General features: G+C 58.4%; 23 protein-coding genes and 1 pseudogene. 14 read left to right on the top strand and 10 right to left on the bottom strand.

The window, feature by feature from the left end:
* Positions 1–23 precede the first annotated feature (23 nt).
* Genes ltnD through denD form a run of 6 tightly spaced genes read left to right on the top strand, consistent with a single transcriptional unit; the run spans position 24 to position 6,011 of the window.
* Positions 24–926, top strand: a complete 903-nt coding sequence (gene ltnD / locus ACRXB1_RS05410; RefSeq protein ID WP_449491361.1) for an L-threonate dehydrogenase — start codon at positions 24–26, stop codon at positions 924–926.
* Positions 926–2,200 (top strand): 3-oxo-tetronate kinase, encoded by a 1,275-nt coding sequence (otnK, locus tag ACRXB1_RS05405; RefSeq protein WP_449491360.1) that lies wholly within the window; start codon positions 926–928, stop codon positions 2,198–2,200. The genes ltnD and otnK overlap by 1 nt, the downstream gene beginning before the upstream one ends.
* Positions 2,200–2,853 (top strand): 3-oxo-tetronate 4-phosphate decarboxylase, encoded by a 654-nt coding sequence (gene otnC, locus ACRXB1_RS05400; RefSeq protein ID WP_062171648.1) that lies wholly within the window; start codon positions 2,200–2,202, stop codon positions 2,851–2,853. Before otnK ends, otnC begins: the two co-directional genes overlap by 1 nt.
* Positions 2,854–2,895: 42 nt before the next feature.
* Positions 2,896–4,236: an MFS transporter gene (locus ACRXB1_RS05395; RefSeq protein ID WP_449491359.1), complete on the top strand. Its 1,341-nt coding sequence runs from the start codon at positions 2,896–2,898 to the stop codon at positions 4,234–4,236.
* Between the two features lie 21 nt (positions 4,237–4,257).
* The gene (gene otnI / locus ACRXB1_RS05390; protein WP_449491358.1) at positions 4,258–5,055 is read left to right on the top strand and encodes a 2-oxo-tetronate isomerase; all 798 of its coding nucleotides are present in this window, start codon (positions 4,258–4,260) and stop codon (positions 5,053–5,055) included.
* 8 nt (positions 5,056–5,063) lie between these two features.
* A complete protein-coding gene (gene denD / locus ACRXB1_RS05385) occupies positions 5,064–6,011 on the top strand; it encodes a D-erythronate dehydrogenase (protein ID WP_449491357.1) in 948 nt (315 codons plus the stop codon).
* 51 nt (positions 6,012–6,062) lie between these two features.
* On the opposite strand, the gene ACRXB1_RS05380 is transcribed toward denD, so the two are convergent.
* The gene (locus ACRXB1_RS05380) at positions 6,063–6,956 is read right to left on the bottom strand and encodes an NAD-dependent epimerase/dehydratase family protein (RefSeq protein WP_062171641.1); all 894 of its coding nucleotides are present in this window, start codon (positions 6,954–6,956) and stop codon (positions 6,063–6,065) included.
* A 210-nt stretch (positions 6,957–7,166) separates the two neighbouring features.
* Here ACRXB1_RS05380 and ACRXB1_RS05375 point away from each other — a divergent pair, with 210 nt between their 5' ends.
* From ACRXB1_RS05375 to ACRXB1_RS05360, 4 genes are all read left to right on the top strand, one after another.
* Positions 7,167–8,168 carry an ABC transporter permease gene (locus ACRXB1_RS05375; RefSeq protein WP_062003745.1) on the top strand — a complete coding sequence of 334 codons (1,002 nt, stop codon included), beginning with the start codon at positions 7,167–7,169 and terminating at the stop codon, positions 8,166–8,168.
* An 81-nt stretch (positions 8,169–8,249) separates the two neighbouring features.
* Positions 8,250–9,170 carry a sugar-binding protein gene (locus ACRXB1_RS05370; protein WP_449491366.1) on the top strand — a complete coding sequence of 307 codons (921 nt, stop codon included), beginning with the start codon at positions 8,250–8,252 and terminating at the stop codon, positions 9,168–9,170.
* A gap of 14 nt (positions 9,171–9,184) precedes the next feature.
* Complete coding sequence (locus ACRXB1_RS05365; RefSeq protein ID WP_449491356.1) at positions 9,185–10,693, top strand: sugar ABC transporter ATP-binding protein; 1,509 nt, start codon at positions 9,185–9,187, stop codon at positions 10,691–10,693.
* A 30-nt stretch (positions 10,694–10,723) separates the two neighbouring features.
* The gene (locus ACRXB1_RS05360; RefSeq protein WP_449491355.1) at positions 10,724–11,380 is read left to right on the top strand and encodes an aspartate/glutamate racemase family protein; all 657 of its coding nucleotides are present in this window, start codon (positions 10,724–10,726) and stop codon (positions 11,378–11,380) included.
* Here the strand turns inward: ACRXB1_RS05360 and ACRXB1_RS05355 are convergent.
* Together ACRXB1_RS05355 and ACRXB1_RS05350 are read right to left on the bottom strand one after the other, a co-directional pair.
* Positions 11,355–12,140, bottom strand: a complete 786-nt coding sequence (locus ACRXB1_RS05355) for a Crp/Fnr family transcriptional regulator (protein ID WP_062171635.1) — start codon at positions 12,138–12,140, stop codon at positions 11,355–11,357. The two genes, ACRXB1_RS05360 and ACRXB1_RS05355, sit on opposite strands and share 26 nt — an antisense overlap.
* Positions 12,141–12,290: 150 nt before the next feature.
* On the bottom strand, positions 12,291–13,385 hold the full coding sequence (locus ACRXB1_RS05350; RefSeq protein WP_449491354.1) for a tartrate dehydrogenase: 1,095 nt from the start codon (positions 13,383–13,385) through the stop codon (positions 12,291–12,293).
* A 141-nt stretch (positions 13,386–13,526) separates the two neighbouring features.
* Between ACRXB1_RS05350 and ACRXB1_RS05345 the strand changes: the two genes are divergently transcribed.
* Positions 13,527–14,441 (top strand): LysR family transcriptional regulator, encoded by a 915-nt coding sequence (locus ACRXB1_RS05345; protein WP_174362399.1) that lies wholly within the window; start codon positions 13,527–13,529, stop codon positions 14,439–14,441.
* Here the strand turns inward: ACRXB1_RS05345 and ACRXB1_RS05340 are convergent.
* Complete coding sequence (locus ACRXB1_RS05340) at positions 14,438–14,908, bottom strand: AraC family transcriptional regulator (protein WP_449491353.1); 471 nt, start codon at positions 14,906–14,908, stop codon at positions 14,438–14,440. The two genes, ACRXB1_RS05345 and ACRXB1_RS05340, sit on opposite strands and share 4 nt — an antisense overlap.
* A 52-nt stretch (positions 14,909–14,960) precedes the next feature.
* On the bottom strand, positions 14,961–15,245 hold the full coding sequence (locus ACRXB1_RS05335) for a hypothetical protein (protein WP_062003410.1): 285 nt from the start codon (positions 15,243–15,245) through the stop codon (positions 14,961–14,963).
* A gap of 276 nt (positions 15,246–15,521) precedes the next feature.
* Between ACRXB1_RS05335 and kynB the strand changes: the two are divergent.
* A pseudogene (kynB, locus tag ACRXB1_RS05330) lies at positions 15,522–16,160 on the top strand (arylformamidase); the annotation flags it as partial.
* 80 nt (positions 16,161–16,240) lie between these two features.
* Positions 16,241–16,549, top strand: coding sequence for a putative quinol monooxygenase (locus ACRXB1_RS05325; RefSeq protein ID WP_062003408.1), 309 nt, complete (start codon positions 16,241–16,243; stop codon positions 16,547–16,549).
* Positions 16,550–16,656: 107 nt separating this feature from the next.
* Here ACRXB1_RS05325 and ACRXB1_RS05320 read toward each other — a convergent pair whose 3' ends face one another.
* Positions 16,657–17,310 carry a glutathione S-transferase family protein gene (locus ACRXB1_RS05320; protein WP_174362396.1) on the bottom strand — a complete coding sequence of 218 codons (654 nt, stop codon included), beginning with the start codon at positions 17,308–17,310 and terminating at the stop codon, positions 16,657–16,659.
* Between the two features lie 158 nt (positions 17,311–17,468).
* On the opposite strand from ACRXB1_RS05320, the gene ACRXB1_RS05315 reads away from it, so the two are divergent.
* Positions 17,469–18,035, top strand: coding sequence for a TetR/AcrR family transcriptional regulator (locus ACRXB1_RS05315; protein ID WP_086386549.1), 567 nt, complete (start codon positions 17,469–17,471; stop codon positions 18,033–18,035).
* Positions 18,036–18,096: 61 nt separating this feature from the next.
* Here the strand turns inward: ACRXB1_RS05315 and ACRXB1_RS05310 are convergent, their stop codons facing one another.
* The 4 genes from ACRXB1_RS05310 to ACRXB1_RS05295 form a co-directional block, all read right to left on the bottom strand.
* Positions 18,097–20,085 carry a gamma-glutamyltransferase family protein gene (locus ACRXB1_RS05310; RefSeq protein WP_449491352.1) on the bottom strand — a complete coding sequence of 663 codons (1,989 nt, stop codon included), beginning with the start codon at positions 20,083–20,085 and terminating at the stop codon, positions 18,097–18,099.
* A 325-nt stretch (positions 20,086–20,410) separates the two neighbouring features.
* Positions 20,411–21,139 carry a DeoR/GlpR family DNA-binding transcription regulator gene (locus ACRXB1_RS05305; protein WP_086381227.1) on the bottom strand — a complete coding sequence of 243 codons (729 nt, stop codon included), beginning with the start codon at positions 21,137–21,139 and terminating at the stop codon, positions 20,411–20,413.
* Between the two features lie 119 nt (positions 21,140–21,258).
* A complete protein-coding gene (locus tag ACRXB1_RS05300; RefSeq protein WP_174363144.1) occupies positions 21,259–22,395 on the bottom strand; it encodes a substrate-binding domain-containing protein in 1,137 nt (378 codons plus the stop codon).
* Between the two features lie 104 nt (positions 22,396–22,499).
* Positions 22,500–22,749: ABC transporter permease (locus tag ACRXB1_RS05295; protein WP_449491351.1), on the bottom strand; the 250-nt coding region annotated here is incomplete at its 5' end.

Below are 22,749 nucleotides of genomic sequence, written 5' to 3'. Positions count from 1 at the left end.
GCATCAATCAGAAGGATTACGAAATGTCCAGAAACGTAGGCGTGATCGGTTTGGGTGCAATGGGTCTGGGCGTGGCGCGCTCGCTGCTGCGCGCAGGCTTCAAGGTGCATGCATGCGATGTCCGCACTCAAGTGCTCGAAGCCTTCGCAGGCGAAGGCGGGATTGCCTGCGCGACGCCTGCTGAGTTGGGCAGCCAGTGCGAAGTCGTGGTCACCGTTGTAGTCAACGCAGCGCAGACCGAGACCGTGTTGTTCGGCACAAACGCGCAACCGGGCGCGGTTGTATCGATGAAACCCGGCGGCGCGGTGCTCGCATGTGCAACGGTGTCGCCCGCGTTTGCAATCGAGCTTGGAAAACGCGTGGAAGCGGCCGGTCTGCAGATGCTGGATGCGCCCCTGTCGGGCGGCGCAGCACGCGCCGCCTCAGGCGAGATGACGATGATGACCTCCGGCCCCGCTGCCGCGTACGCTGCCTGCGAAGACGTGCTCGCGGCAATTGCGGGCAAGGTGTACAGGCTGGGTGACACCCACGGCAAAGGATCGAAGGTCAAGATCATCAACCAGTTGCTTGCCGGCGTGCATATTGCCGCGGCCGCCGAAGCCATGGCGCTTGGCCTGCGCGAAGGCGTGGACCCTGACGCGCTCTATGACGTCATCACGCATAGCGCCGGCAACTCGTGGATGTTCGAGAACCGCGTGCCGCATATTCTCGCCGGCGATTACACGCCGCTGTCCGCCGTGGATATCTTCGTGAAGGATCTCGGCCTCGTACTCGATACCGCGCGTGCGTCCAAATTCCCGCTGCCGCTGTCCGCTGCAGCGCATCAGATGTTCATGATGGCTTCCACAGCCGGTCATGGCGGCGAGGACGACTCGGCGGTCATCAGGATTTTTCCGGGCATCGACCTTCCGAAAGGAGAGAAGTAATGACGAACGCCCTGCTTGGCTGCATTGCCGACGACTTCACCGGCGCAACCGATCTCGCCAATATGCTCGTGCGCAGCAGCATGCGCGCGGTTCAGACCATTGGCATCCCTGCATCGAATACGGAGATCGAAGCCGACGCGCTGATCGTCGCGCTGAAGTCGCGCACGATTCCCGCAGCGGATGCAGTTGCGCAGTCGCTGGCCGCGCTCGAATGGCTTCGCGCCCAGGGTTGCCAGCAGTTCTTGTTCAAGTACTGCTCGACTTTCGATTCCACCGATGAAGGCAACATTGGCCCCGTTGCGGACGCATTGCTCGACGCACTCGGCGACGACTTCACCATTGCATGTCCCGCGTTTCCCGAGAACGGCCGCACGATCTATCGCGGGAATTTGTTTGTCGGCGATGTGCTGTTGAACGAGTCGGGCATGCAGAATCATCCGCTTACGCCCATGTCGGACCCGAACCTCGTGCGCGTGTTGCAGCGCCAGACAAAGTCGAAGGTCGGGTTGATCGCGTATGACGTGATCGCAAAAGGCGCGCAGGCGGTGCGCGAGAAGATCACCGCGCTGAAAATCGAGGGCGTGCGTCTTGCCATCGCCGATGCTATTTCCGACGCCGATCTCTACGTACTCGGCGAAGCATGTGCGCAGCTGAAATTGATCACGGGCGGGTCGGGCATCGCGCTCGGTTTGCCGCACAACTTCCATGCAGCAAATCTGCTGGCTGAGGCCACGCATGCATCCGAGTTACCGTCGATCGAAGGAAGATCGGTGGTACTGGCGGGGAGTGCATCGAAGGCGACCAATGAACAAGTTGCGTATTGGCGCGAGAACAAACCGGGCTTTCGCATCGATCCGCTTGCATTATCGCGTGGAGAATCCGTCGTCGAACAAGCGCTCGCATTCGCCGCGGAGCGTTCGGACGAACCCGTGCTGATCTACGCCACCTCCACGCCCGATGAAGTGAAGGCCGTGCAGAAGGAACTCGGCGTGGACAAAGCGGGCCATCTGGTCGAGCAGGCGCTGGCGTCGATTGCAGCAAAGCTACGCGATGCCGGCGTGCGCAAGTTCGTGGTCGCCGGTGGAGAAACATCGGGCGCCGTGGTCCAGGCGCTGGGTGTGAAGTCATTGCGCATTGGCGCGCAGATCGATCCTGGCGTGCCGGCGACACAATCCATCGGCGATGAACCGATCGGCCTCGCACTGAAATCCGGCAACTTCGGCACGAAGGATTTCTTCGTGAAGGCGCTGAAGGCTTTGGACGGAGCAGCTTGATGGCGACCGGTGAAACCCGCATTCGCGAAGAGATCTGCGAGACCGGCGCAAGTCTGTATGAGCGTCGATACACCGTCGGCAGCGCCGGCAACATCAGCGCACGTCTTGACGACGGCTGGCTCATCACACCGACCGACGCCTGCCTCGGCCGGCTCGACCCCGCGGATATCGCCAAGGTCGATAATGCCGGCAATCACGTGTCGGGCGGCAAGCCCTCCAAGACGCTCGCCTTGCACAGAAAGATCTACGAGAACAATAGCGACGCACACGGCGTGGTCCATACCCATTCAACGCATCTCGTTGCATTGACGCTCGCCGGTGTCTGGCGCAACGAGGACGTGCTGCCGCCCCTCACGCCTTACTACGTGATGAAAGTTGGACACGTGCCGCTGATTGCTTACCGGCGCCCGGGCGATCCGGCTGTAGCGGAAGAAGTCGCGGCGCTCGCATCGAAGGTGCGTGCCGTGCTGCTGGAACGGCTCGGCCCTGTCGTGTGGGAAAAATCCGTCAGCCACGCGTCTTATGCGCTGGAAGAACTCGAGGAAACCGCGCGTCTCTGGATGCTGGCGCTTTCGACCAATGCACCTCTTCCTGAGCCGCTCGAAGAAGCGGCCATCGATGACTTACGCAAGACCTTCAACGCGCGATGGTAGCGAAGCGGGTCTGATCACCCAACTTGAATCCTGGAGACAAGCATGACCCCTGAACAAGCCGTGCCGCCGGGCGGTACACGCGCGCCCGCAGCAGCCCGTTACGACGATAAGGAACTCGCGAGCACTTACAAGAAAGTCTTCTGGCGCATCGTGCCGTTTCTGATGCTGTGTTATGTGGTCGCTTATCTGGATCGCGTGAACGTGGGCTTCGCCAAGCTGCAGATGTCCCAGGATCTCGGTTTTAGCGAGACGGTATTTGGACTGGGTGCGGGTGTGTTTTTTCTTGGCTATTTTCTGTTCGAACTGCCAAGTAATATATTGATGCACAAGATCGGCGCACGCATCTGGATTGCGCGGATCATGATTACGTGGGGCATCCTCTCCGCGCTTTTCGTGTTCGTCAAGACGCCCACGCAGTTCTACATCTTGCGTTTTCTCCTGGGTCTCGCTGAAGCCGGTTTTTACCCGGGCGTGATCCTGTATCTGACGTACTGGTTTCCATCGCACCGGCGCGCGAAGATCATCGCGGTATTCATGTCGGCTATTCCGGTTGCGGGCATCTTCGGCAATCCGCTGTCCGGCTGGATCATGCAAACCTTCTCCGACAGCCGGCACTTCGAAGGCTGGCAATGGATGTTTCTCATTGAAGCGGTCCCGGCGTTGCTGATCGGCATTGCGACCATTCTTTATCTCGACAACAACATCCGCAGCGCGAAGTGGCTGACAGAACCGGAAAAGCGCCTGCTGGAACACGAAATCAGCACGCAGCCGCAACACGCAAGCGACAGCACCAAACATTCGCTGCGCGCGCTTTTCGCCGATCGCCGCACCTGGTGGATGTCGCTGATCTACTTCGCATTCGTGACAGGGCAATACGGCCTCACGTTCTGGATGCCGACGTTCATCAAATCAACCGGTGTGACCGGGGCATTCAACATCGGTTTGTTGAGCGCGATCCCGTTCCTGGTGGCAATCGTCGTGATGAACATCCTGGGCCATAGCGCCGATAAACACCGGGAGCGCCGCTGGCATCTGATCGTGCCCGCGCTTGCAGCGGCGGTTGGCTTTTCGGTTGCGGCATCGTTTGCAGGCAATACAGCGATATCGATCATTGCGTTGTCTGTCGCCGCCGCCGGCGTACTGACCTGCGCGCCGCTGTTCTGGTCGTTGCCTACGGCGTTCATGTCAGGTGCGGCGGCAGCAGCCGGTATCGCGGTCATCAATTCGATCGGTAATCTCGCCGGTTTTGCAAGCCCGTACATGATCGGTTATCTCAAGGACCTCACGCACAGCACCGCGAGCGGCATGTATGTACTTGCGGCCATGCTGGTGATCGGCGCCATTGCCACATGGCTCGTGCCGGCCAAGCTCGTGAATCGCTGAACTGAAAAGGAGTTTATTGCCATGCCCCGTTTTGCCGCCAATCTCACGATGATGTACACCGAGCACGCCTTCCTCGATCGCTTCGCTGCCGCGGCGAAAGATGGCTTCAAGGCTGTGGAATTCCTGTTCCCGTATGACTTCCCGGCCGCCGATATCAAGGCGCGTCTCGACGAAAACGGCCTGAAACAAGCCTTGTTTAATGCGCCGCCCGGTGACTGGGCGGCTGGCGAGCGCGGGATTGCGTCGTTGCCTGGACGCGAAGAAGAGTTCGCGCGTTCGCTTGATAAAGCCCTGGAATACACCGCCGTGCTCGGCAACAAGACGCTGCACGTGATGGCCGGGTTGATCACGCCCGAGCAGCCGCGCGAAGAACATCGTGCGGTCTATCTGAAGAACCTCGAACGTGCTGCAGGCGCGGCGCGTTCAGCGGGTATCAAGGTGGTCATCGAGCCGATCAATACACGCGACATCCCGGGATTTTTTCTCAACCGTCAAGACGATGCCCAGGCGATCTGCGCTGAAGTCGGTGCGCCTAACCTTCAGGTGCAGTTCGATTGCTATCACTGCCAGATCGTCGAAGGCGACCTTGCCGTGAAGCTCAAGCGCGACATGAAACGTGCGAACGCGGGCATCGGGCATATTCAAATTGCGGGCGTGCCGGATCGCAATGAGCCGGACGTTGGCGAACTGAATTATCCGTATCTTTTCGATCTTATCGATTCGCTGGGCTATGACGGCTGGATCGGCTGCGAGTACCGGCCGAAAGCGGCTACGTCGGATGGCCTGGCCTGGATCAAACCCTATCTGCAACGTGCGTGAGTGAAGCCATGAACATTCTCATTACCGGCGGCGCCGGTTTTCTGGGCCAGCGGCTCGCACGCGGCCTCCTCGAACGCGGCACGCTGATGGGCAAGCCGATTGCCAGCCTCACGTTGCTCGACGTGGTATGCGCGCCCGATTTCGACGATAAGCGCGTACGCGCCGAGACGGGCGATATCGCGGACAGAAGCGTGCTGGAACGCTGCATCACCACCGATACGCACGCGATCTTCCATCTCGCCGCGATTGTCAGCGGTCAAGCGGAAGCGGATTTTGAACTTGGCATGCGCATCAATCTGGATGCGTCGCGATTGCTGCTCGATGTATGCCGGACCCTCGGCCATGCGCCGCGCGTGTTGTTCACGAGCTCCGTGGCGGTATATGGCGGCGTGCTGCCTGATGTGGTTCGCGACGATACCGCGCTGAATCCGCAGTCATCGTATGGCACGCAGAAAGCGATCGCAGAATTGCTGCTGTGTGATTACTCGCGGCGTGGTTTTGTCGATGGGCGTGTCCTGCGCCTGCCTACCATCAGCGTGCGGCCAGGCAAGCCCAACGCCGCGGCTTCATCGTTTGCGAGCGGCATCATTCGCGAGCCGCTGAATGGCGAACGCGCGGTATGTCCGGTGAACGGCAATACCCGTTTGTGGCTCTTGTCGCCGCAACAGGCGATTGAATCGTTGATCGCAGGGTGCGAACTCGATCAGGCCGCGCTGGGTCTCTGGCCCGTGGTCAACCTGCCTGGTTTGTCGGTCAGCGTGACTGAAATGGTCGATGCGCTGAAGGAAGTGGCAGGCGAAGAGGTGGCTGCGTTGATCGACTGGAAGCCGGATCCGAAGATTGAAAAGATCGTGGGAAGCTGGCCTGGCGCGTGGGACGTCTCACGCGGTGAGAAACTGGGCTTGAGCGCCGACAACAGTTTCGCCGATGTAATACGCGCATTCAGGAAAGGTTAGGACCGGTAATCCGGGGATCGCGCTTTGAGTGCGGATCCCCGGCCAACGCACTTAAAGCGCGACTTGCTCACGCCATTTGTATTGCTGCTGCCAGCCAAGCAGGCGCTTCAACTTGTCGTTGCTAAGCAGCGTCTCGAACTCTCCCATTTGCTTCTTCACCGGCACGCCCGGATAAAACTCCTTCAGCAAATCGGCGGTCGGCCGGTCCGATGAAACGTCATCGGCCGCGACGTTCATCACTTCAAAGCCGAGCCCGTCTTTTTCGATGCCAAGCCGGCACGCCGTCGCCAGATCGCGTCCATCGATATAACTCCATGCAATGCGTTTGCGCAGACCCGGGTCCTTGAGCCATGTCGGGAATTTCTGATAATCGACAGGGTCCAGTACATTGCCAATCCGGAAGCAGTAGATATCCGCGCCGGTGCGCGCATGGAAAGCCTTTGCTGTGACTTCGTTGATCACCTTTGACATGGCGTAGCTGTCCATGGGATCGACAGGATATTCCTCGTCCAGGGGGAAATACTCCGGATTGCGATGCCTGTGCGCGAACACTACGCCGTACGTGGTCTCGCTTGAAGCCACGATCACTTTCTTGATGCCGAGCTTCGACGCCGCATCGAGCACGTTGTAGGTCGCCATCACGTTGATGCGGAAGACCTCGTTGTCGGGCACGATCAGGATCCGCGGGATCGCAGCGAAGTGGACGATTGCATCGATAGGCTTGGGCTCGATGTCGTCCTCGAATTCCTTGAGCACGGTCGTCGACGCAAGCGCATTGAACACCTGGCCCGCGTCGGTCAGATCGGTGATCAGCGTTCGCGCAATAGGCTTTGCCATAGGCACGCGGTCGAGGTTCAACACTTCGTAGCCGTGTGCGACAAGATCCTCAACAACCCATTTGCCGGCCAGCCCGCTGCCGCCGGTCACTATTACTCGCTTCGTCATGTCTCGTGCTCCTGATCTGGTTTTATAGGGACGTCACCTTGAGATGCATGGTACAGAGGCCCGCACGCAGCGTCTGTGACGAACTTCATAGTCTCACGATGCCGCGCATCAGGGACAACCCCGATGCACATGTATGACGCCCGTCACAGACTCGCCAACCTTGCGCCGCCTACGATCCTTCTAAACCAGAATCAGAACAAGGAGACATCGGTGGCTGCAATATCGTCCAAAGAAGATCCGCACCGGCAATCGTCGGGACTTACCGCCACGTTGCGCGGCCTGCTCAAGATCCGCGAGCTGAACATCTTCTCCGTATTGCTGCTTGTCGGAATCCTGATCAGCATCTTTTCCCCTTATTTCCTTACTACGAACAACCTGATGGGCGTGTTCAGGTCGTTCTCGCTGATCGCCATCATGGCAATAGGCATGATGCTCGTGATCATCACCGGCGGGATCGATTTGTCTGTGGGATCGGTGATGGGGCTTTCATCGCTCGTGACTGCGCTGGCTTTCCAGCACGGCGCGGGTCCTGTGGTCGCGGTGATCGCGGGGCTCGTGGTGGGACTCGCGGTTGGCTGCTTCAACGGTTTGCTGATCACCTGGATTCAATTGCCGCCATTCATTGCCACGCTGGGGACGTTGAGCATCGGACGTGGCCTGATGTACATGATCACGAAGGGCGTACCGGTCACGCCCGATGTTCCCGACAGTTTCACGTTCATCGGGCAGGGGTATGTGGGATTCGTACCGTTTCCCGTGATCATCATGATTGTCATGACCCTCTGCTTTTCTGTGCTGATGCGGCAAACGCGCTTCGGCCGGCATGTTTATGCCACCGGCGGTAATGAAATGGCGGCGCGGCTCAGCGGCGTGCGTACGTTCCGCGTCAAGTTCATCGTCTATGCATTGTCGGGTCTCATCGCCTCCATTGCAGGCGTCGTCAGTTTCTCGCGGTTTGTATCGGCGGAACCGGCTTCGGGGTTTGGCGCCGAGCTGGACGTGATCGCCGCAGCAGCCATTGGCGGTGCGAGTCTTTCCGGCGGTGCGGGCAGCGTGGAGGGCGCCATCATTGGCGCGGCGCTTGCCGGGATCATCACGAACGGCGTGGTGCTGTTGAACATCGATACCTATGCGCAGCAGGCCATTACCGGCTGTGTGATCCTGCTCGCGGTCAGCATCGATATCTGGCGCGTGCGCCGAAAGGGACGTTGAGACCATCGCTTCCCAACCTTTGTTTCACCACTAAAAACTAGACCTTTGGAGACGAAAATGGATAAAGCATTTCGCAGCGTGATGAGCATGGCCGTGGCGACGGTTGCGCTTTCTATGGGTGCATCGGCAAACGCCAAGGACGCAAAGGATATCTCCGTCGCCGTGGTGCCGAAGGTGGCGGTTCCCTTCTTCGATGACTGCAATAAAGGCGCGCAGACATCCGCCGACAAGCTGGGCGTGAAGTATCAATGGGTCGTGCCGCAAAACACGCAGGGCTCCACGCAGGTCAAGATCATCGAAGACCTGATTTCGAAGCACGTGGATGGCATCGCCATTTCCGTCAACGAACCCAAGTCAGTCGAAAGCGTGATGAAGCGCGCACAGCAAAGTGGTATCAAGGTGTTGACGTTCGACTCGGATTCGCCGAAGAGCGGACGTTCCATGTACATCGGCACGAACAACGAATCGGCCGGCGCGACGATGGCCGAGACCATGGGCCGAGCGCTGAACGGCAACGGCGAGGTTGCGATCATCACTGGTCAACTCGGCGCGGTGAACCTGAACGAGCGCATTGCGGGCATCAAGAAGGGCCTGGCGAAGTATCCGGGCATCAAGATCGTGGAGACGCAGGGAACAGAAGACGATCTTGCAAAAGGCGTTTCGGTTACCGAGACCACCTTGCGTGCGCATCCGCAGTTGAAGGGAATCTTCGGGGTGAGTCAGGTGGGCGGCCCGGCGGTGTCGAAGGTGCTCAACACCAAGGAATTCGGCGCGATGAAAGGCAAGCTCGAAGTCCTGGCATTCGATGATCTCCCCGACACGCTCAAGGCGCTCAAGGATGGTTCCATTCAAGGGATCATGGTCCAGCGTCCCGTCACCATGGGCTCGCTTGCTGTCGATAACCTGGTCGCGCAGATCCAGGGAAAGGGCGAGGCGCCCAAAGATATCGATACAGGCGTGACGGTAGTGACGAAGGACAACATGGGCAGTTACACGAAATAAGCAAAGGGAACGTCATGGCAACGCCATTCCTGGAAATGCGCGCGATTTCCAAAACCTTTCCCGGAGTGAAGGCGCTCGATGGCGTGAACCTTCAAATCCGGCAAGGCGAAGTGCTCGCGCTTGCCGGAGAGAACGGGGCGGGCAAGAGCACGCTCATGAAAATCCTGACGGGCGTCTACGCCCCTGACCCCGGCGGCAAGATCCTGATAGAAGGCAATGAGATCGAGATGCGCGATGGCAATCATGCCCGGGCGCTTGGTATCGGTATCATTTATCAGGAGCTGTCAGTCGTTGAAAACCTGAGCGTGGCTGAGAATCTTTTTCTCGCGCGCGAGCCGCTCAACCGAGTGGGGTTGCTCGACCGGCCGCGCATGGAGCGCGAGGCCAGGGCGATGCTCGAGACCATCGAGCTGGATGTCGATCCGTCAACGCGTGTCAGCGAATTGAGCGTTGGACAGCAGCAGATGGTCGAGATTGCGAAGGCGCTCGCGTATCAGTCGAAAGTCATCATCATGGATGAGCCGACGGCATCGCTCAGTCATCACGAGACACGCACCCTGCTGCAACTGATCAAGCGGCTGCGCGAGCGGGACATTGCGGTGGTTTATATCTCGCACAGGCTCGAGGAGATATTCGAACTCGCCGACCACGTGACCGTTCTACGCGACGGCCGTACCGTCGATACTTCGCCCATTGCGGAAGTTACGCGCAATTCGCTGGTTCGCATGATGGTCGATCGAGAACTGAGCGACCTGTATCCCGGTTCAGCCAGTTCGCACGCAACCGGGGTTCCCGTGCTGGAGGTTCGCGATTTGTCCTTGCGCGCAACAAAGGGCGCCGAGGCGCGGATCAGGGATATCAACTTCACGCTGCATCGTGGGGAAATTCTCGGAGTTGCGGGACTGGTGGGCTCAGGGCGCACGGAAATCATGGAGATGATCTTCGGCATTCGTCCGTGCACGGGAAGTATCGCCGTCGACGGCAAGAGCGTGAGCATCCGCAATCCCCATGATGCGATTGAACATGGCATCGGCTTTGTGACGGAGGACCGCAAGGCGCAAGGACTGGTTCTCGGAATGAGCGTGCGCGAAAACTTCAGCCTCACGCATCTCAAACGTTATTCGCCTTTCCAGTTCTTGCAGCGCGCAAAGGAAGACGAGAGCTGCAAGCAATTCGTACGAAGTCTTGGCATCAAGACCCCAAGTACCGAGCAGAAGGTCGTCAACCTGAGTGGCGGCAATCAGCAGAAGATCGTCATCGCGAAATGGGTTGCACGCAATCCGAAGGTGCTGATCGTCGATGAACCCACGCGCGGCATCGACATAGGCGCTAAAGCGGAAGTGCATGCGCTGCTCGCGCGTCTCGCTTCGCAAGGCATCGGGATCATTGTGATCTCGTCCGATTTGCTTGAAGTGCTCGCCGTTAGCGACAGGATCCTGATCGTGCGTGAAGGGCGACTGAACGGCGAAATGAACCGCGCCGAAGCGACCCAGGAACGCGTGATGGCGGCAGCAACGGCATGAAATTCCCCAACGAACCAACCATTAAAAGCCATGACTACGATAGCTGTGATCCATACTGGACCCGTCACCGTCTTGCCGATCAAGGAGCAACTCAACGAACTGATCGCCGGCGCCCGCATCATCAACATCATGGACGACAGCTTGCTGAACGACGTCCGCGCGGCCGGACATCTGACGCCGGAAGTTGCGAGCCGAATCTATAGCTACATGTCGAACGCGCAGGCGATGGGCGCGGACGTCATTCTCAACGCATGTTCGTCGGTGGGTGAGGCGTCGGATTCGCTGAAGGGGTTCATCCGAACGCCAATAATCAAGATCGACGAGTCGATGGCCGAAGAAGCCAGCGCAATCGGCCGGCGTATCGGCGTGGTGGCGACCGTATCGACAACGCTGGACCCGACTGTACGCCTCATTCGGCGCAAGGCGGAGGAACTCGGCCGTACTGTTGATGTGACCGAGCGGATCGCGGAGGGCGCGTTCGAGGCGTTGCTTGCCGGAGATGGCGCACGCCACGATGAAATCCTGAAGCAGACGATCGCGGCGCTTGCCGACGAGGTCGACGTCGTGGTGCTCGCGCAGGTCTCCATGGCGCGTCTGGTGCCTCCGCTCGGCGCGTTGCGCGTACCGGTTCTGTCCAGTCCGCGCAGCGGCGTTGAGGCGGTCAAACGCGCGCTAGCGGCGCTTTGACATATTGCGAACTGAACGGGGACGGCGGCGCTGCAAATGTCGTCGGCGAAATGTGTTGTGCGGGCGTTGCCTTATGCGGCAGATAGCGCGCCACGAAAAGCGGCGTCAGCACGATCTTGCGTTCATGCATGGCGGTGAGCCCGTCGGCCTTGAGATCGTTGAAATGCCGGTTGACCGATTCGCGCGATGTGCCAATGAACTCGGCGAGCTTGTCCTGCGGAATCGACAGGTCGATGAGCACCGAATCACCCGCATCGGCATAGTCGAATTCCACGCCGATCTGGTTGGCGAACATCACGAGGATATTCGTGAGCCGCTTGCGGACATCGTGCAGCGACAGGTTCTCTATGAGCTGCTGCGCTTCCTGCCACCGGCGGTAATGACTTTTCAAAACAAATTGGTTGATGACGTCATAGCGTGCGAGCAGGTGCTTGAAGTCAGGCTTGCGGATATAGCAAAGCATGCTTGGCGCAAGCGTCTGCGCATGATGCGAATAGTTGGCTTCGTTGAGCACGTCGCCGTCTCCGAACAACATGCCTGCCTTGATGAACGACAGCGTGATTTCCTGCCCGTCCTCGGTCAGCCTGAAGAGCCGCACGCTGCCGCTCTTGAGCAAATAGACGTGATTGCTCGAATCTTCCGGCCGATAAATCGTCGTATTTTTCCGCACGGTCCGATGCTCGCTAAATGCAGGCATGACCTCATCTAGACAGTGACGTTCTATGAGCGAAAGCAATTCGCTTTTTCCGACAAACCACATTGGGTGTCTCCTTGTACTTTGCCTCGAAAACCGTGAACGGTCATGAGGTGTTTGAATGCACGCGGTCGCTGTCATTTTCCTGACTCATCAAGTCTACACAGAGCTCGCGATCATTGCGCGCAAGGGGTCAACCCCTACGCGCCCGCAGGCTCAAGCTGTCTGCGGCGCATTCGTTTCATGCGATGCAAGCAGGGCACAGACGGCATCGGTCACCTGGCGCGTCGTGGCCTTGCCACCCAGGTCACCGGTATGCAGCGCAGGGTCGGCCATCACGCGTTCAATTGCATTCATCACGGTGCGGGCCGCGTCCATTTCGCCGAGATGCTCGAGCATCATCACGACGGACCAGAACGTGCCGATCGGATTGGCGAGGCCCATTCCCATGATGTCGAACGCGGAGCCATGGATGGGCTCGAACATGGACGGGTAACGTCGTTCCGGATCGAGATTGGCCGTCGGTGCAATGCCGAGACTGCCAGCGAGTGCTGCGGCGAGGTCGCTGAGAATATCGGCGTGAAGGTTGGTGGCCACGATGGTATCGAGCGTGGCGGGGCGATTGACCATGCGCGCGGTCGCGGCATCGACGAGTTCCTTGTCCCAGGTTACTTCGGGGAACTCCTTCGAGACTTGCAGCGCGATCTCGTCCCACATCACCATGGCGTGGCGCTGCGCATTGCTCTTGGTAATGACAGTCAACAGTTTGCGGGGACGTGACGCTGCCAGGCGGAACGCGAAACGCAGAATGCGTTCAACGCCGGCGCGCGTCATGATGGAAACGTCGGTGGCTACTTCTATTGGATGACCCTGATGCGCACGCCCCCCAATACCTGCATATTCGCCCTCGGAATTTTCCCTGACGATCACCCAGTCAAGGTCATTCGGCCCGCAGCGTTTGAGCGGGGCATCGATACCGGCAAGAATGCGCGTTGGACGCACGTTGGCATATTGATCGAAGCCCTGGCAAATTTTCAGACGCAAACCCCACAGCGTGACGTGGTCGGGTATGTCTGGGTCTCCGGCCGAACCGAAAAGAATCGCGTCCTTGTCGCGAAGCGCATCGAGGCCATTGGGCGGCATCATCACGCCATGTGCCCGATAGTAATCCCCGCCCCAGCCGAAGTTCTCGAATTCAAATTTGAATCCGTTAGTACGCGCGGCTAGCGCTTCAAGGACTTCTTGCCCGGCCGGGACGACTTCCTTGCCAATTCCGTCTCCGGGAATGGTCGCGATACGGTAATTCTTCATATTCATCTCTTGGCGGATTAAACGTCTAACGCATCCTAAAGCGCAAAAGCGTGTGCTAAACGCTGCTAGACTTAAATCGTTCTTAACCTGAAGTTAAGAATCCTTTTCTTCTCGCGGTTTGCCAAGTGATGCGGAATAACGATGACCTCTCCAATCCAGGCAGAAGACTTAAGCTTTTTTTCGATACTCGCGGGCAGCGGCAGCCTGACAGCGGCAGCCCGCGAATTAGGATTGAGTACGGCGGCGGTAAGCAAACATCTCGCGCAAATGGAAACCCGAGCTGGCGTTGCGTTGGTGAGCCGCACCACGCGGCGCATGAGCCTGACGCCCGAAGGCGAGATTTACGTGTCGCGGGCGCGCCGCATCCTGACCGAAATGGATGAGCTTGCGCAATTGCTCGGTGGCGCTTCCGCTGCGCCAACCGGGTTACTGCGTGTCAATGCAACGCTGGGTTTTGGCAGAAGTCATATCGCGCCGGCAATCTCGCGATTCGTACGTGCCTATCCAGAGGTCGATGTCCAGTTGCAGTTATCGGTTGATCCGCCGGCGCTTAGCGAAAATGCCTTCGATGTATGCGTGCGCTTTGGCGAGCCGCCCGACGCGCGTGTCATCGCCCGACAAGTTGCGCCCAATCGCCGGTTGTTGTGCGCGGCGCCTGCTTATTTTGCGGACCGTCCGATTCCGCAAATGCCTGACGATCTGGTCCAGCACAATTGCATCGGCATACGCCAGGGCGACGATGGCTACGGTATCTGGCGCCTGATCAGTGGACACGGTGCCGCCGAGAAGACCGAGAGTGTCCGCGTGCGTGGCAACCTGACAACCAACGATGGCGAGATCGCGGTGAAATGGGCGCTGGAAGGGCACGGCATTTTGCTGCGTGCGGAGTGGGATATAGCGGACTATCTGCACGATGGCAGGCTCGTGCATGTGCTGCCGGAATATCGCACGCCCGGCGCGGACATCTATGCGGTTATTCCGCAGCACTTGCAGACCACGGCGCGTGTAAAAGCGTTTATCGATTTCCTTATACTTGCCTTGCGCAAGGATGCCTAAAGCAGCGGCACGCAAATCTCCGTGAGCCAATCAGCGGGCGTCGTATCTTTCGGACTGTTCAGATACACTTCGAACGAAGGGGCATCGGCGGCTTCGCGTCCTGACCCTGTAAGCCAGGGTCCGTACAGCCACTCATATGCCGCATGCATCTCGCTATATGGTCCCTTGTGAAGCAGCACCGCGTATTGGCCGCCGCGTATCTGCGTCAAACCTACGGGCGGAGAAACTTCGACTTCGCGCGGCAGCACTGCACATGCCTTGGATCTTAGTTCGGATTCCGGAACGACTTTCGGATTATCGTAATAGATTCCCGCCATGCGGATCTCCGGCGACAGCAGGTCATGGCCTGCAAGCCAGCCGACGAGCGAATCAAACGCCTTGCTGATCTGGATATAGGGTCCGGTGTGATCGACGGAAACTACGGTCATTGCTGGAATGTCGCGAACAACGACATCGTATGTTGTCATTTGATTGTCTCGTGCCGAGCGTAAGCACGGCTATTTCACCGTTCTTATGAATTCATTCATCCATCTCGTTCACGAGCCCGATCAGTCTCCTTGGATCGGTCAGGCAATCTTCGATTGTGCCTTCATCCTCGAACAACATGCGCAAGACGCATGCTTCATCTTCGGTCAAACCGGAGTGCTCGAGTTCGCCATCACGGCCGATGGTGTCGCAATCTTCGAGCGTCAGCTCGGCGATCACTGCTGACGACAATGCCACGGGCCACTTCTCGCTGAACGCAACGGTGATCACTTTGCGTGTTTCATCGTAGGCCCTGATCTCGACGCTGATGTAAGACATGATGTCGAACTCTCCAGTGAAGCGGCCACGAGTGAATCAAGTGTAGCAACACAAAGCGGCTGTAGTAAACCACATGTACTTATGCACCAGAGCAAGGCATTCAATCGCACTAAGATGAAGCGCGTATTAGAAAAGCATCATTTTGTATGTTTGTTGGCGCAAACCGATTTTTATTCGACGTGACTTCCTTATCAACCTTCGCTTTGACACCAATCACCAGCGGCTTTCTCGTAACATTGGCATGAATACAAACGGATAAAACTCATGCCTCAACGACTTTTCGACATCAGCGCTCCCATCGATTCGAACACGCCTGTCTGGCCCGGCGATACACCTGTCACGCTCGAACGAGTCTGGAAGATGGAGGCAGGTTCACCCGTGAATGTCGGACGCATGACGCTCTCGCCTCACACCGCCACACACGCCGATGCGCCGTTGCACTATGACCAGGACGGCGCCGCCATTGGCGCAGTCGGTCTGGATGTGTATCTGGGAGAGTGTCTGGTCCTTGCGATCAAGCCACGGGGTTCGCATGTCAGTGTCGAAGAGATCGAATCGGCAGTACGTAGCGCGCAGTTGCAACTCGCTCCACGTGTACTGATCCGGACCTATGCAAAGGCGCCGACGGCTGAATGGGACAGCGAGTTCGCCGCCATCTCGGCCGATGCGATCGACTGGCTCGCTGAGCGTGGCGTGAGGCTGATAGGAGTCGATACCCCGTCGCTCGATCCGCAAGAGTCGAAGACAATGGACGCGCATCACCGCGTGCGCGCGCACAAGATGGCGATCCTCGAAGGTCTGATCCTCGATGATGTTCCCAATGGCACCTATGAGTTGATCGCGCTGCCGTTGAAGCTGAACACGCTCGACGCAAGCCCGGTCAGGGCGATCTTGCGGAGCTTACCGAAGGACTAGCCGCCGGGCATAGGTGAATGCATGCGCGAGATCCGGATTATCATTCAGCGCTTGCCCTAATTTAATTCGGAGAAGATTGGATGATCCACGTCATTGCCACCATCACCGCGAACCCCGGTCAACGCGCCGACATTCTTGCGTTGTTCAGCAAGAACCAGCCGGCTGTCCTGGCAGAAGAAGGATGTATCAGTTATGAGGCCGTGATCGATGTACCTGGTGCCGGGGCAATCCAGACCCCTCTGGGGGACGATACTTTCTTGGTCATCGAACGCTGGGAAAGTATTGACGCGCTCAAGGCTCACGCCGCGTCTGCCCATATGGCGGAGTACGGTCGCAACACGGGGTCGTTTGTTGCCAAGCGAGCGATCAACGTGCTGCAGGTCGCTTAGTCGTGGATATCCGGTTCGCACCGCAGCAATTTGAAAAACAAAATCTCCGATAGATCCAGTGCGAATCGATCGGAGAGATAAACCGCCGAACAGTTCAAGCCGGAAATTTACGCTTGCCCGCTGCGATTCTTGACGCTGGGCCGCTCCGAGATTTTCGCCTGCCACGCCGAGAGTGCGGTGCAATCATCCGGAATGGCCACGCTTGCAAAACCGGCGTGTAAAAGTGCCGCGTAGGCGGTGATATCGGCCATTGAAAATTCATTGCCCGCTATGTAGGGCTGTGTTTTCAGCACGCTGTCGAAGTAGCGCATGCCGCGCACGAACTTGTCGAGATGGCGCTCGCCCCATTCTTTGCGGTGCGCCCACTCTGGGCTTTTATAAGCCAGCAAGCGATCGCCGAGCCCCGGCGTTGCATGATGAAAGTAAATGCCGATGGCATCGATCAACTGATCATCCGCACGCTTTTGCATCATATGAATCACTGCTTTCTGCTTGGGTGTCTTTCCGGTAAGCGTAGGGTTGCCGTCCAGATTGTCCAGATACTCGGTGATCGCAACGCCTTCCGAGATGAATGTGCCGTCGTCCAGTTCGAGTACGGGAACTGTACCCGTCGGATTGATGGCGAGGAAGGCGTCCTGCTTGTGCTCGGCGGCAAACAGATCCACTTTGACGAACTCAATCTGCGGGTCCAATCCTTTTTCGGCCAAGACGATGCGAATGCGTGCCGGATTAGGGAAGCCGGGGGTGTCGTAAATTTTCATGATCGTTTCCTTATCTATCGATAGGTTAAGTGTGGAGCGAAGATTAGGTCGTCGCGACCGCGCTGTCAACAACAATCTATCGATAGATAAGGGGTCAGCTCGAGTTATCTATCGGTAGAGATATAATTAAGCTTGATTACAAATAGAGGATGTTCCTCATGGCCAACACTGACACGCGGGAAAAAATAATGAGCGTGGGCCGTCTCATGGTACAGAGCAATGGCTACAACGCGTTGAGTTTTCGGGAAATCGGCAAGGAAGTCGGTGTGTCCAGCGCGAGCATCCATCATCACTTTCCGACGAAAGGCGATCTTGGCGCAGCGCTTGCGCAGCGTTATACAGAAGACGGCGTCGCCGCGTTCGAGCAAATACTCGCGTCGTCCGGGACGGTGCGCGCGTGCATCGACGCTTATGCGGGGATATTCCGGGCAGCATTAGTGAACGAGAACCGGATGTGCCTTGTCGGACTGATGTCTGCGGAGCATGACGACTTGCCCGACGAGGTGCGCGCGGAAGTGAATCGCTTCATCAGTGTCAATGTCGCATGGCTTGCCGAAGTGCTGTCCCGCAGGAAAACCAAGGCGAGCAAAGAGGCGATTCAGCATCAGGCGCTTGCGATATACGCAGCGATCGAGGGCGCTCAGCTTGTCGCTAGAGGCAGGGGAAACATCGCGTTATTTGACCAGGCGGTGGCGGCCTACCGCGCCGCCGGATTGATTCCGTGAGGTGTTCCGCCTGATCTATAAACGCGTGCATTCGAGATAAAAAGAATGCACGCGCAAGCGGTCACGGGGTGAACGTATCTCCGAGCACAACACCTTCACGGCGCGGATCGGTGCCGCCTTGCAGGACGTTCGACTGATTCACGCCCGTACGCAGAATCGTATTGACGCCGCTTGCCTGAGCCGCCGTGGACACGATATGACCCAATGCGGTCAAACCGGTGAGCAACGGATCGTTCGCGCCGCCGTTCGACGTGTTGATGTTCGGATGCTCGCCGCCTACCGTCGTAGTCGGACTATTGCTCGCGCCGAAGTCGACCAGATTCGCCGATTGCTGCGCGTCCAGGCCCCAGTCGAGCACGCCGACAACCGTCTTGACCACATATTGCGGAATCGTGCCGCCGCCGGGCGAACCCGTCGCCATCACGAAGTCGCCCTTCGATCCATCGGCGGCGATCTTGAAGACGAGCGTCGGGGCCATCGAGCTGCGCGGCCGCTTGCCAGGCTGCACACGATTTGCGACGAGAGCGCCGGTGGTATCGGTCGGGCCCGCGGAGAAATCGGTGAGCTGGTTGTTTAGCAGGAAGCCGTTGGTCATGTGAAACGAGCCCATGCTCGACTCCACCGTGGTGGTCGCCGTCACCACGTTGCCGCTACCGTCCACGATGGTGAACTGATTCGTGCCGTGTTCGATCAGCGTTTTATCCACGCCAAGCGGAACCGCGCCGAAGTTGCCTGCCGCAGCGGTGCCCATGCTCTTGTTCAAGTTGATCAACGCAGCGCGGCTCTGCAGATACGGCTTGTTGAGCAACGTGTTCCACGTTCCGCCCGGTGGCGGGATGAAATCGGTATCGGCCACGTACTTGTCGCGGTCCGCATACGCGAGGCGCTCGGCTTCAGTAATCAGGTGGACGCCCTGAACCGTGGGCTTGCCGCCTTCAAGATCGATGGCTGTCGGCTTTTGCTGCTGGAGATTGAAGTTCTCGAGAATCCCCAACGCGGACGCAACCGCAATGCCACCCGACGACGGCGGCGGCATGCCGCAGATCCAGTAGCTGCGGTACGTCGTGCAAATCGGCTCGCGCACCTTTGCCTGATAACCAGCGAGATCGGCGAGCGTGGTCTTGCCCGGCGTGATCTTCGATCCATCGGCGCCGGTAGTCACCGCGATCTTCGTCACGATGTCCTGTGCGATCTGGCCAGAGTACAGCGCATTTGCGCCGTTGCTCGCCATCGCCTGAAGCGTCGCGGCATACGCGGGATTCTTCAGCACCGTGCCCAAAGCCTTGGGCGATCCGTCCGCGTTGAAAAAGTAGGCCGCGGCTTCGGGGTCGCGCTTGAGGCTGCTTGCATTCGATGCAATTGCGCTGGCCAGCCGTCCGCCGATAGGAAACCCGTTGGACGCAAGCGAGATCGCGTCGCCGAACAAGTCTTTCCACGCGAGCTTGCCGTGATCGCGCTGCAGCGCCTCGATAAGACGAGGCACTCCGATCGTACCGATCGAGCGGCCGCTTGCCCGTGCGCTCGGTTGCGGCGCGGAATGGTCGCTGTTGTCATCGACATAACGAAGGTAGTTTTCCGTGGCAGCGTCAGGTGCTGTCTCGCGGCCGTCGTACGCTTGTACCGCTTTCTTCGACGCGTCGTAATAGAGCAGCACGCCTCCCGAACCCAGTCCCGTTGCTTCGGGCACAGTCAGACCCAGTACCGCTTGAACGGCGACGGCGGCGTCGGCCGCGGTGCCCCCTTTCGTGAGCACGCCGCAACCCGCGGCGCTCGCATACGCGTTCGATGTCGTGACCATATAGGTCTTGGAATAAACCGGCTTCAGACCTGTTCGATAACCCGAAGCCGCTTCCGGGAGCGAGGGATCACCCGGCAGATTCGAGCCGATGACAACGCTCGATCCGTTGCTGTCCACGGCGAGACACGCCGTGTTCTGAGTGGGTGTTGTGGAGACAGGTTGTTTGTCGTCCGAGTCACCGCCGCAGGAGATCAGCAGAAGTGTGGCGGCGGACAGGGCTGTTGCGAGAGTCAGGGAGGGGTGGCGTTTCATCGTGCTCCGGCGAGTCCATTTATTGTCGAGTTCTTATGAAGAGAACTGCGGCCTGGGCGGTTCGTCAACGCACGCGCGAGCGGTCTCGCGACACTTGAACGGTGGCGTGGCGCCGCTGGCTGCAGTCGGCATTCGCTCACCGGGACGGTCTCGACAACTGAAGTGCCGGCCCGCAATAAGCCGACAAAATGTTATATGAAACCTTACTTATTTTCTCTAAAAAAATATTATTTTAATGATCGTGCAAAGATTATCGAAAGTAGAAACGCGCACGGCCATCAGGCATGTCCGCGAAATAGCGCGACATCATGCTGAATCGCTCTGCTCAGGCAGTCAGAGGTCTGCGGGTCTGGCCGCGTTCGGTGATCAACGAATCAAAGTCGCCAAGTTGTGAAAAGCGCACGGCCTTGACCTTGCCCATCTTGCTGGTATCGATCACGAGGTGCTTTTCCACGGCGCTCGCCATTGCAGCCTGTTTGATTCCAACTTCATGGAAGTTCCAGCACGTCACGCCGCGCGTTTCATCCACCCCGCCCGCCGACATGAACGCCTTGTTGATCCCCATGCGCTTGAGTGTGTCGATGCTTTCCTCGCTCGCGAACGAATCCGACGACGGAGCATAGACGCCGCCTAGCAGAATCATTCGCACGTTGGATTTGCGGCGCAGGATTTCAGCGATATTGAGCGAATAACAGACCACCGTAAGATGCAGGTCCTCCGGAATCATGCGCGCAAGCGTGGTCAGCGTCGTGCCGCAGTCTATGAAAACTGTTTCGTTGTCCGATACGATTCGCACCGCCGTTGCGGAAGCTTCGGCCTTCGCCTGGGCGAAATGATCCTTTTCCTCGTCGATGGTGTAGCTTGTGTGGTTGGGTACGTCGGAGGTCCGAACAATATAACCGCCGAGATAGGTGAACAAGCCGGGGCTTGCGGCAATGTCACGACGTACCGTCATCTCCGATACATCGAGCAGCGTTGCGGCTTCACGCAAGCGCAATACGCTTTGCTCGCGCAGCGTCTCGGCAAGCGTGCGCAGTCGTTCGTTCTTGGTCATGCGTGGATCAAGCGTGAAAGAAGACGCGCCATTCGCTGGCGGGTTGGACCACCGCGCCCGACAGCACATTGCACATTGGATGCGCTGCCGGGACCCTTCTCAACACAAGCAGCAAGTGATCAGCCGCAGGCGGGCGCGGCCTTCTTGCATGCGTCCGCAAGCGGGGCCGGCGGGTCTTTTTTGAAGACCGTCTTGTAGGCTTCGAGCACATTCGACTGAACGACCGGCAGCGACTGCACGCCGATCCATGCAGGCGGCGTCTGGCCGAGAATGGCCTTCATCATCGCCATGGCTTCGGCCACGCCCTGATCGTAGGGACGCTGCGAGCCGGTTGCCTTCAGCGGTCCGCCCTTCGCAATTTCGATTGCCGATTCGAGACCCAGGTCGACGGTCGTCATCGGAATCGTCACACCTTGCGCGCGCATGGACGTGAGCGTGTCGAGCGCCGGCTGGTCCCATACCGCAAAAAGTCCTTTCACGTCCGGATTGCCGGTCAGGAAGTCGCCTGCGATTTGTCCGACCTTCGACGGATCCGTGAACGCGACCTGCTTGATCTTGATGTCCGGACGGTTCTTTTTCATCCAGTCATTGACGGCTTTCGTGCGCTCTGTCGTGCTGAAGTAATCGACGCCAAAATTCACCAGCCCGATCGTACCGCCCTTCGCCACGCACGACGCCAGCACCTTGGCCGCGATCTGACCGTTGCCTTCGCTGTCGGCGGAAACCATGGCGGCATATTGTTCGGGATGCTTGAGACCGGTTGGCACGTTGTCCATGAACACGAGCTTGATGCCTGCCTGCGAGACCTTTTTATAGGTGGCGGCGGTCGCGGTGCCATCGACGGGGATGGAGATGATGCCGTCCGGATGACGCTGAATGGTGTTCTCTATATCCGCAATCTGCTTGTCGACCTGATATTCCGCCGAAGCCACGCCGATCACTTCCACGTTGTATTTTTTGAGCGTGTCCGTGATGCCGGCCACCTGTAATTGCGCCCAGTCGAGGTTCATGGTCTGCATGGAAATGCCGACCTTGTATTTGCCTGCCTTGATCTTGTCTGTTTCGGCGGCGGTGAGCTTGACCGTATCGACCGATGCAGCCTTTTCGCCGTTCGGTCCCTGGCCCACGATGGTTGACGGTCCGATCGATGCCACTGGCAAGCCGGTCACGCATTGCGCGCTCGCGTATGTGGTGCAGAGCGCGGCCACGACGCCGGTCAGCGCAATAACGAAAGTTGATGAACGACGATGATCCATGATTTGTCTCCGTTGATTTTGTGTACTGAGTTTTAACCACACCACCACGGAACCATGCGAAACGTTGTCATGGTTCCTGCATCACGAGTCATCGACGTGCCTCGTTATTTTTTCGTGAAAGCCACCGCCGCCACAATGATCGCGCCCTTGATGACGAGCTGAAGCGACGAACTGACGCCGAGCAGCACCAGACCGTTGTTCAGCGTGCCGATGATCAGGCTCCCCAGCAAGGTTCCAAGCACAAAGCCGCGCCCGCCGAAAAGGCTGCAGCCGCCGAGCGTCACGGAGGCGATGACATCGAGTTCGAGTCCTTGCACCACGTCGGGCCGCGCGGCATGCGAGCGCGCGGCGAGA

This window comes from Caballeronia sp. M23-90 (assembly GCF_053574605.1).
Note: the sequence above shows the minus strand (reverse complement) of the source record. Positions and strands in the feature narration are given on the sequence as shown.

Excerpts from the sequence above, each read along its gene's own strand:
- ltnD (WP_449491361.1), top strand. The coding sequence starts at position 24 with ATGTCCAGAAACGTAGGCGTGATCGGTTTGGGTGCAATGGGTCTGGGC.
- otnK (WP_449491360.1), top strand. The coding sequence starts at position 926 with ATGACGAACGCCCTGCTTGGCTGCATTGCCGACGACTTCACCGGCGCA.
- otnC (WP_062171648.1), top strand. The coding sequence starts at position 2,200 with ATGGCGACCGGTGAAACCCGCATTCGCGAAGAGATCTGCGAGACCGGC.
- ACRXB1_RS05395 (WP_449491359.1), top strand. The coding sequence starts at position 2,896 with ATGACCCCTGAACAAGCCGTGCCGCCGGGCGGTACACGCGCGCCCGCA.
- otnI (WP_449491358.1), top strand. The coding sequence starts at position 4,258 with ATGCCCCGTTTTGCCGCCAATCTCACGATGATGTACACCGAGCACGCC.
- denD (WP_449491357.1), top strand. The coding sequence starts at position 5,064 with ATGAACATTCTCATTACCGGCGGCGCCGGTTTTCTGGGCCAGCGGCTC.
- ACRXB1_RS05380 (WP_062171641.1), bottom strand. The coding sequence starts at position 6,956 with ATGACGAAGCGAGTAATAGTGACCGGCGGCAGCGGGCTGGCCGGCAAA.
- ACRXB1_RS05370 (WP_449491366.1), top strand. The coding sequence starts at position 8,250 with ATGAGCATGGCCGTGGCGACGGTTGCGCTTTCTATGGGTGCATCGGCA.
- ACRXB1_RS05365 (WP_449491356.1), top strand. The coding sequence starts at position 9,185 with ATGGCAACGCCATTCCTGGAAATGCGCGCGATTTCCAAAACCTTTCCC.
- ACRXB1_RS05360 (WP_449491355.1), top strand. The coding sequence starts at position 10,724 with ATGACTACGATAGCTGTGATCCATACTGGACCCGTCACCGTCTTGCCG.
- ACRXB1_RS05355 (WP_062171635.1), bottom strand. The coding sequence starts at position 12,140 with ATGTGGTTTGTCGGAAAAAGCGAATTGCTTTCGCTCATAGAACGTCAC.
- ACRXB1_RS05350 (WP_449491354.1), bottom strand. The coding sequence starts at position 13,385 with ATGAAGAATTACCGTATCGCGACCATTCCCGGAGACGGAATTGGCAAG.
- ACRXB1_RS05345 (WP_174362399.1), top strand. The coding sequence starts at position 13,527 with ATGACCTCTCCAATCCAGGCAGAAGACTTAAGCTTTTTTTCGATACTC.
- ACRXB1_RS05340 (WP_449491353.1), bottom strand. The coding sequence starts at position 14,908 with ATGACAACATACGATGTCGTTGTTCGCGACATTCCAGCAATGACCGTA.
- ACRXB1_RS05335 (WP_062003410.1), bottom strand. The coding sequence starts at position 15,245 with ATGTCTTACATCAGCGTCGAGATCAGGGCCTACGATGAAACACGCAAA.
- ACRXB1_RS05325 (WP_062003408.1), top strand. The coding sequence starts at position 16,241 with ATGATCCACGTCATTGCCACCATCACCGCGAACCCCGGTCAACGCGCC.
- ACRXB1_RS05320 (WP_174362396.1), bottom strand. The coding sequence starts at position 17,310 with ATGAAAATTTACGACACCCCCGGCTTCCCTAATCCGGCACGCATTCGC.
- ACRXB1_RS05315 (WP_086386549.1), top strand. The coding sequence starts at position 17,469 with ATGGCCAACACTGACACGCGGGAAAAAATAATGAGCGTGGGCCGTCTC.
- ACRXB1_RS05310 (WP_449491352.1), bottom strand. The coding sequence starts at position 20,085 with ATGAAACGCCACCCCTCCCTGACTCTCGCAACAGCCCTGTCCGCCGCC.
- ACRXB1_RS05305 (WP_086381227.1), bottom strand. The coding sequence starts at position 21,139 with ATGACCAAGAACGAACGACTGCGCACGCTTGCCGAGACGCTGCGCGAG.
- ACRXB1_RS05300 (WP_174363144.1), bottom strand. The coding sequence starts at position 22,395 with ATGGATCATCGTCGTTCATCAACTTTCGTTATTGCGCTGACCGGCGTC.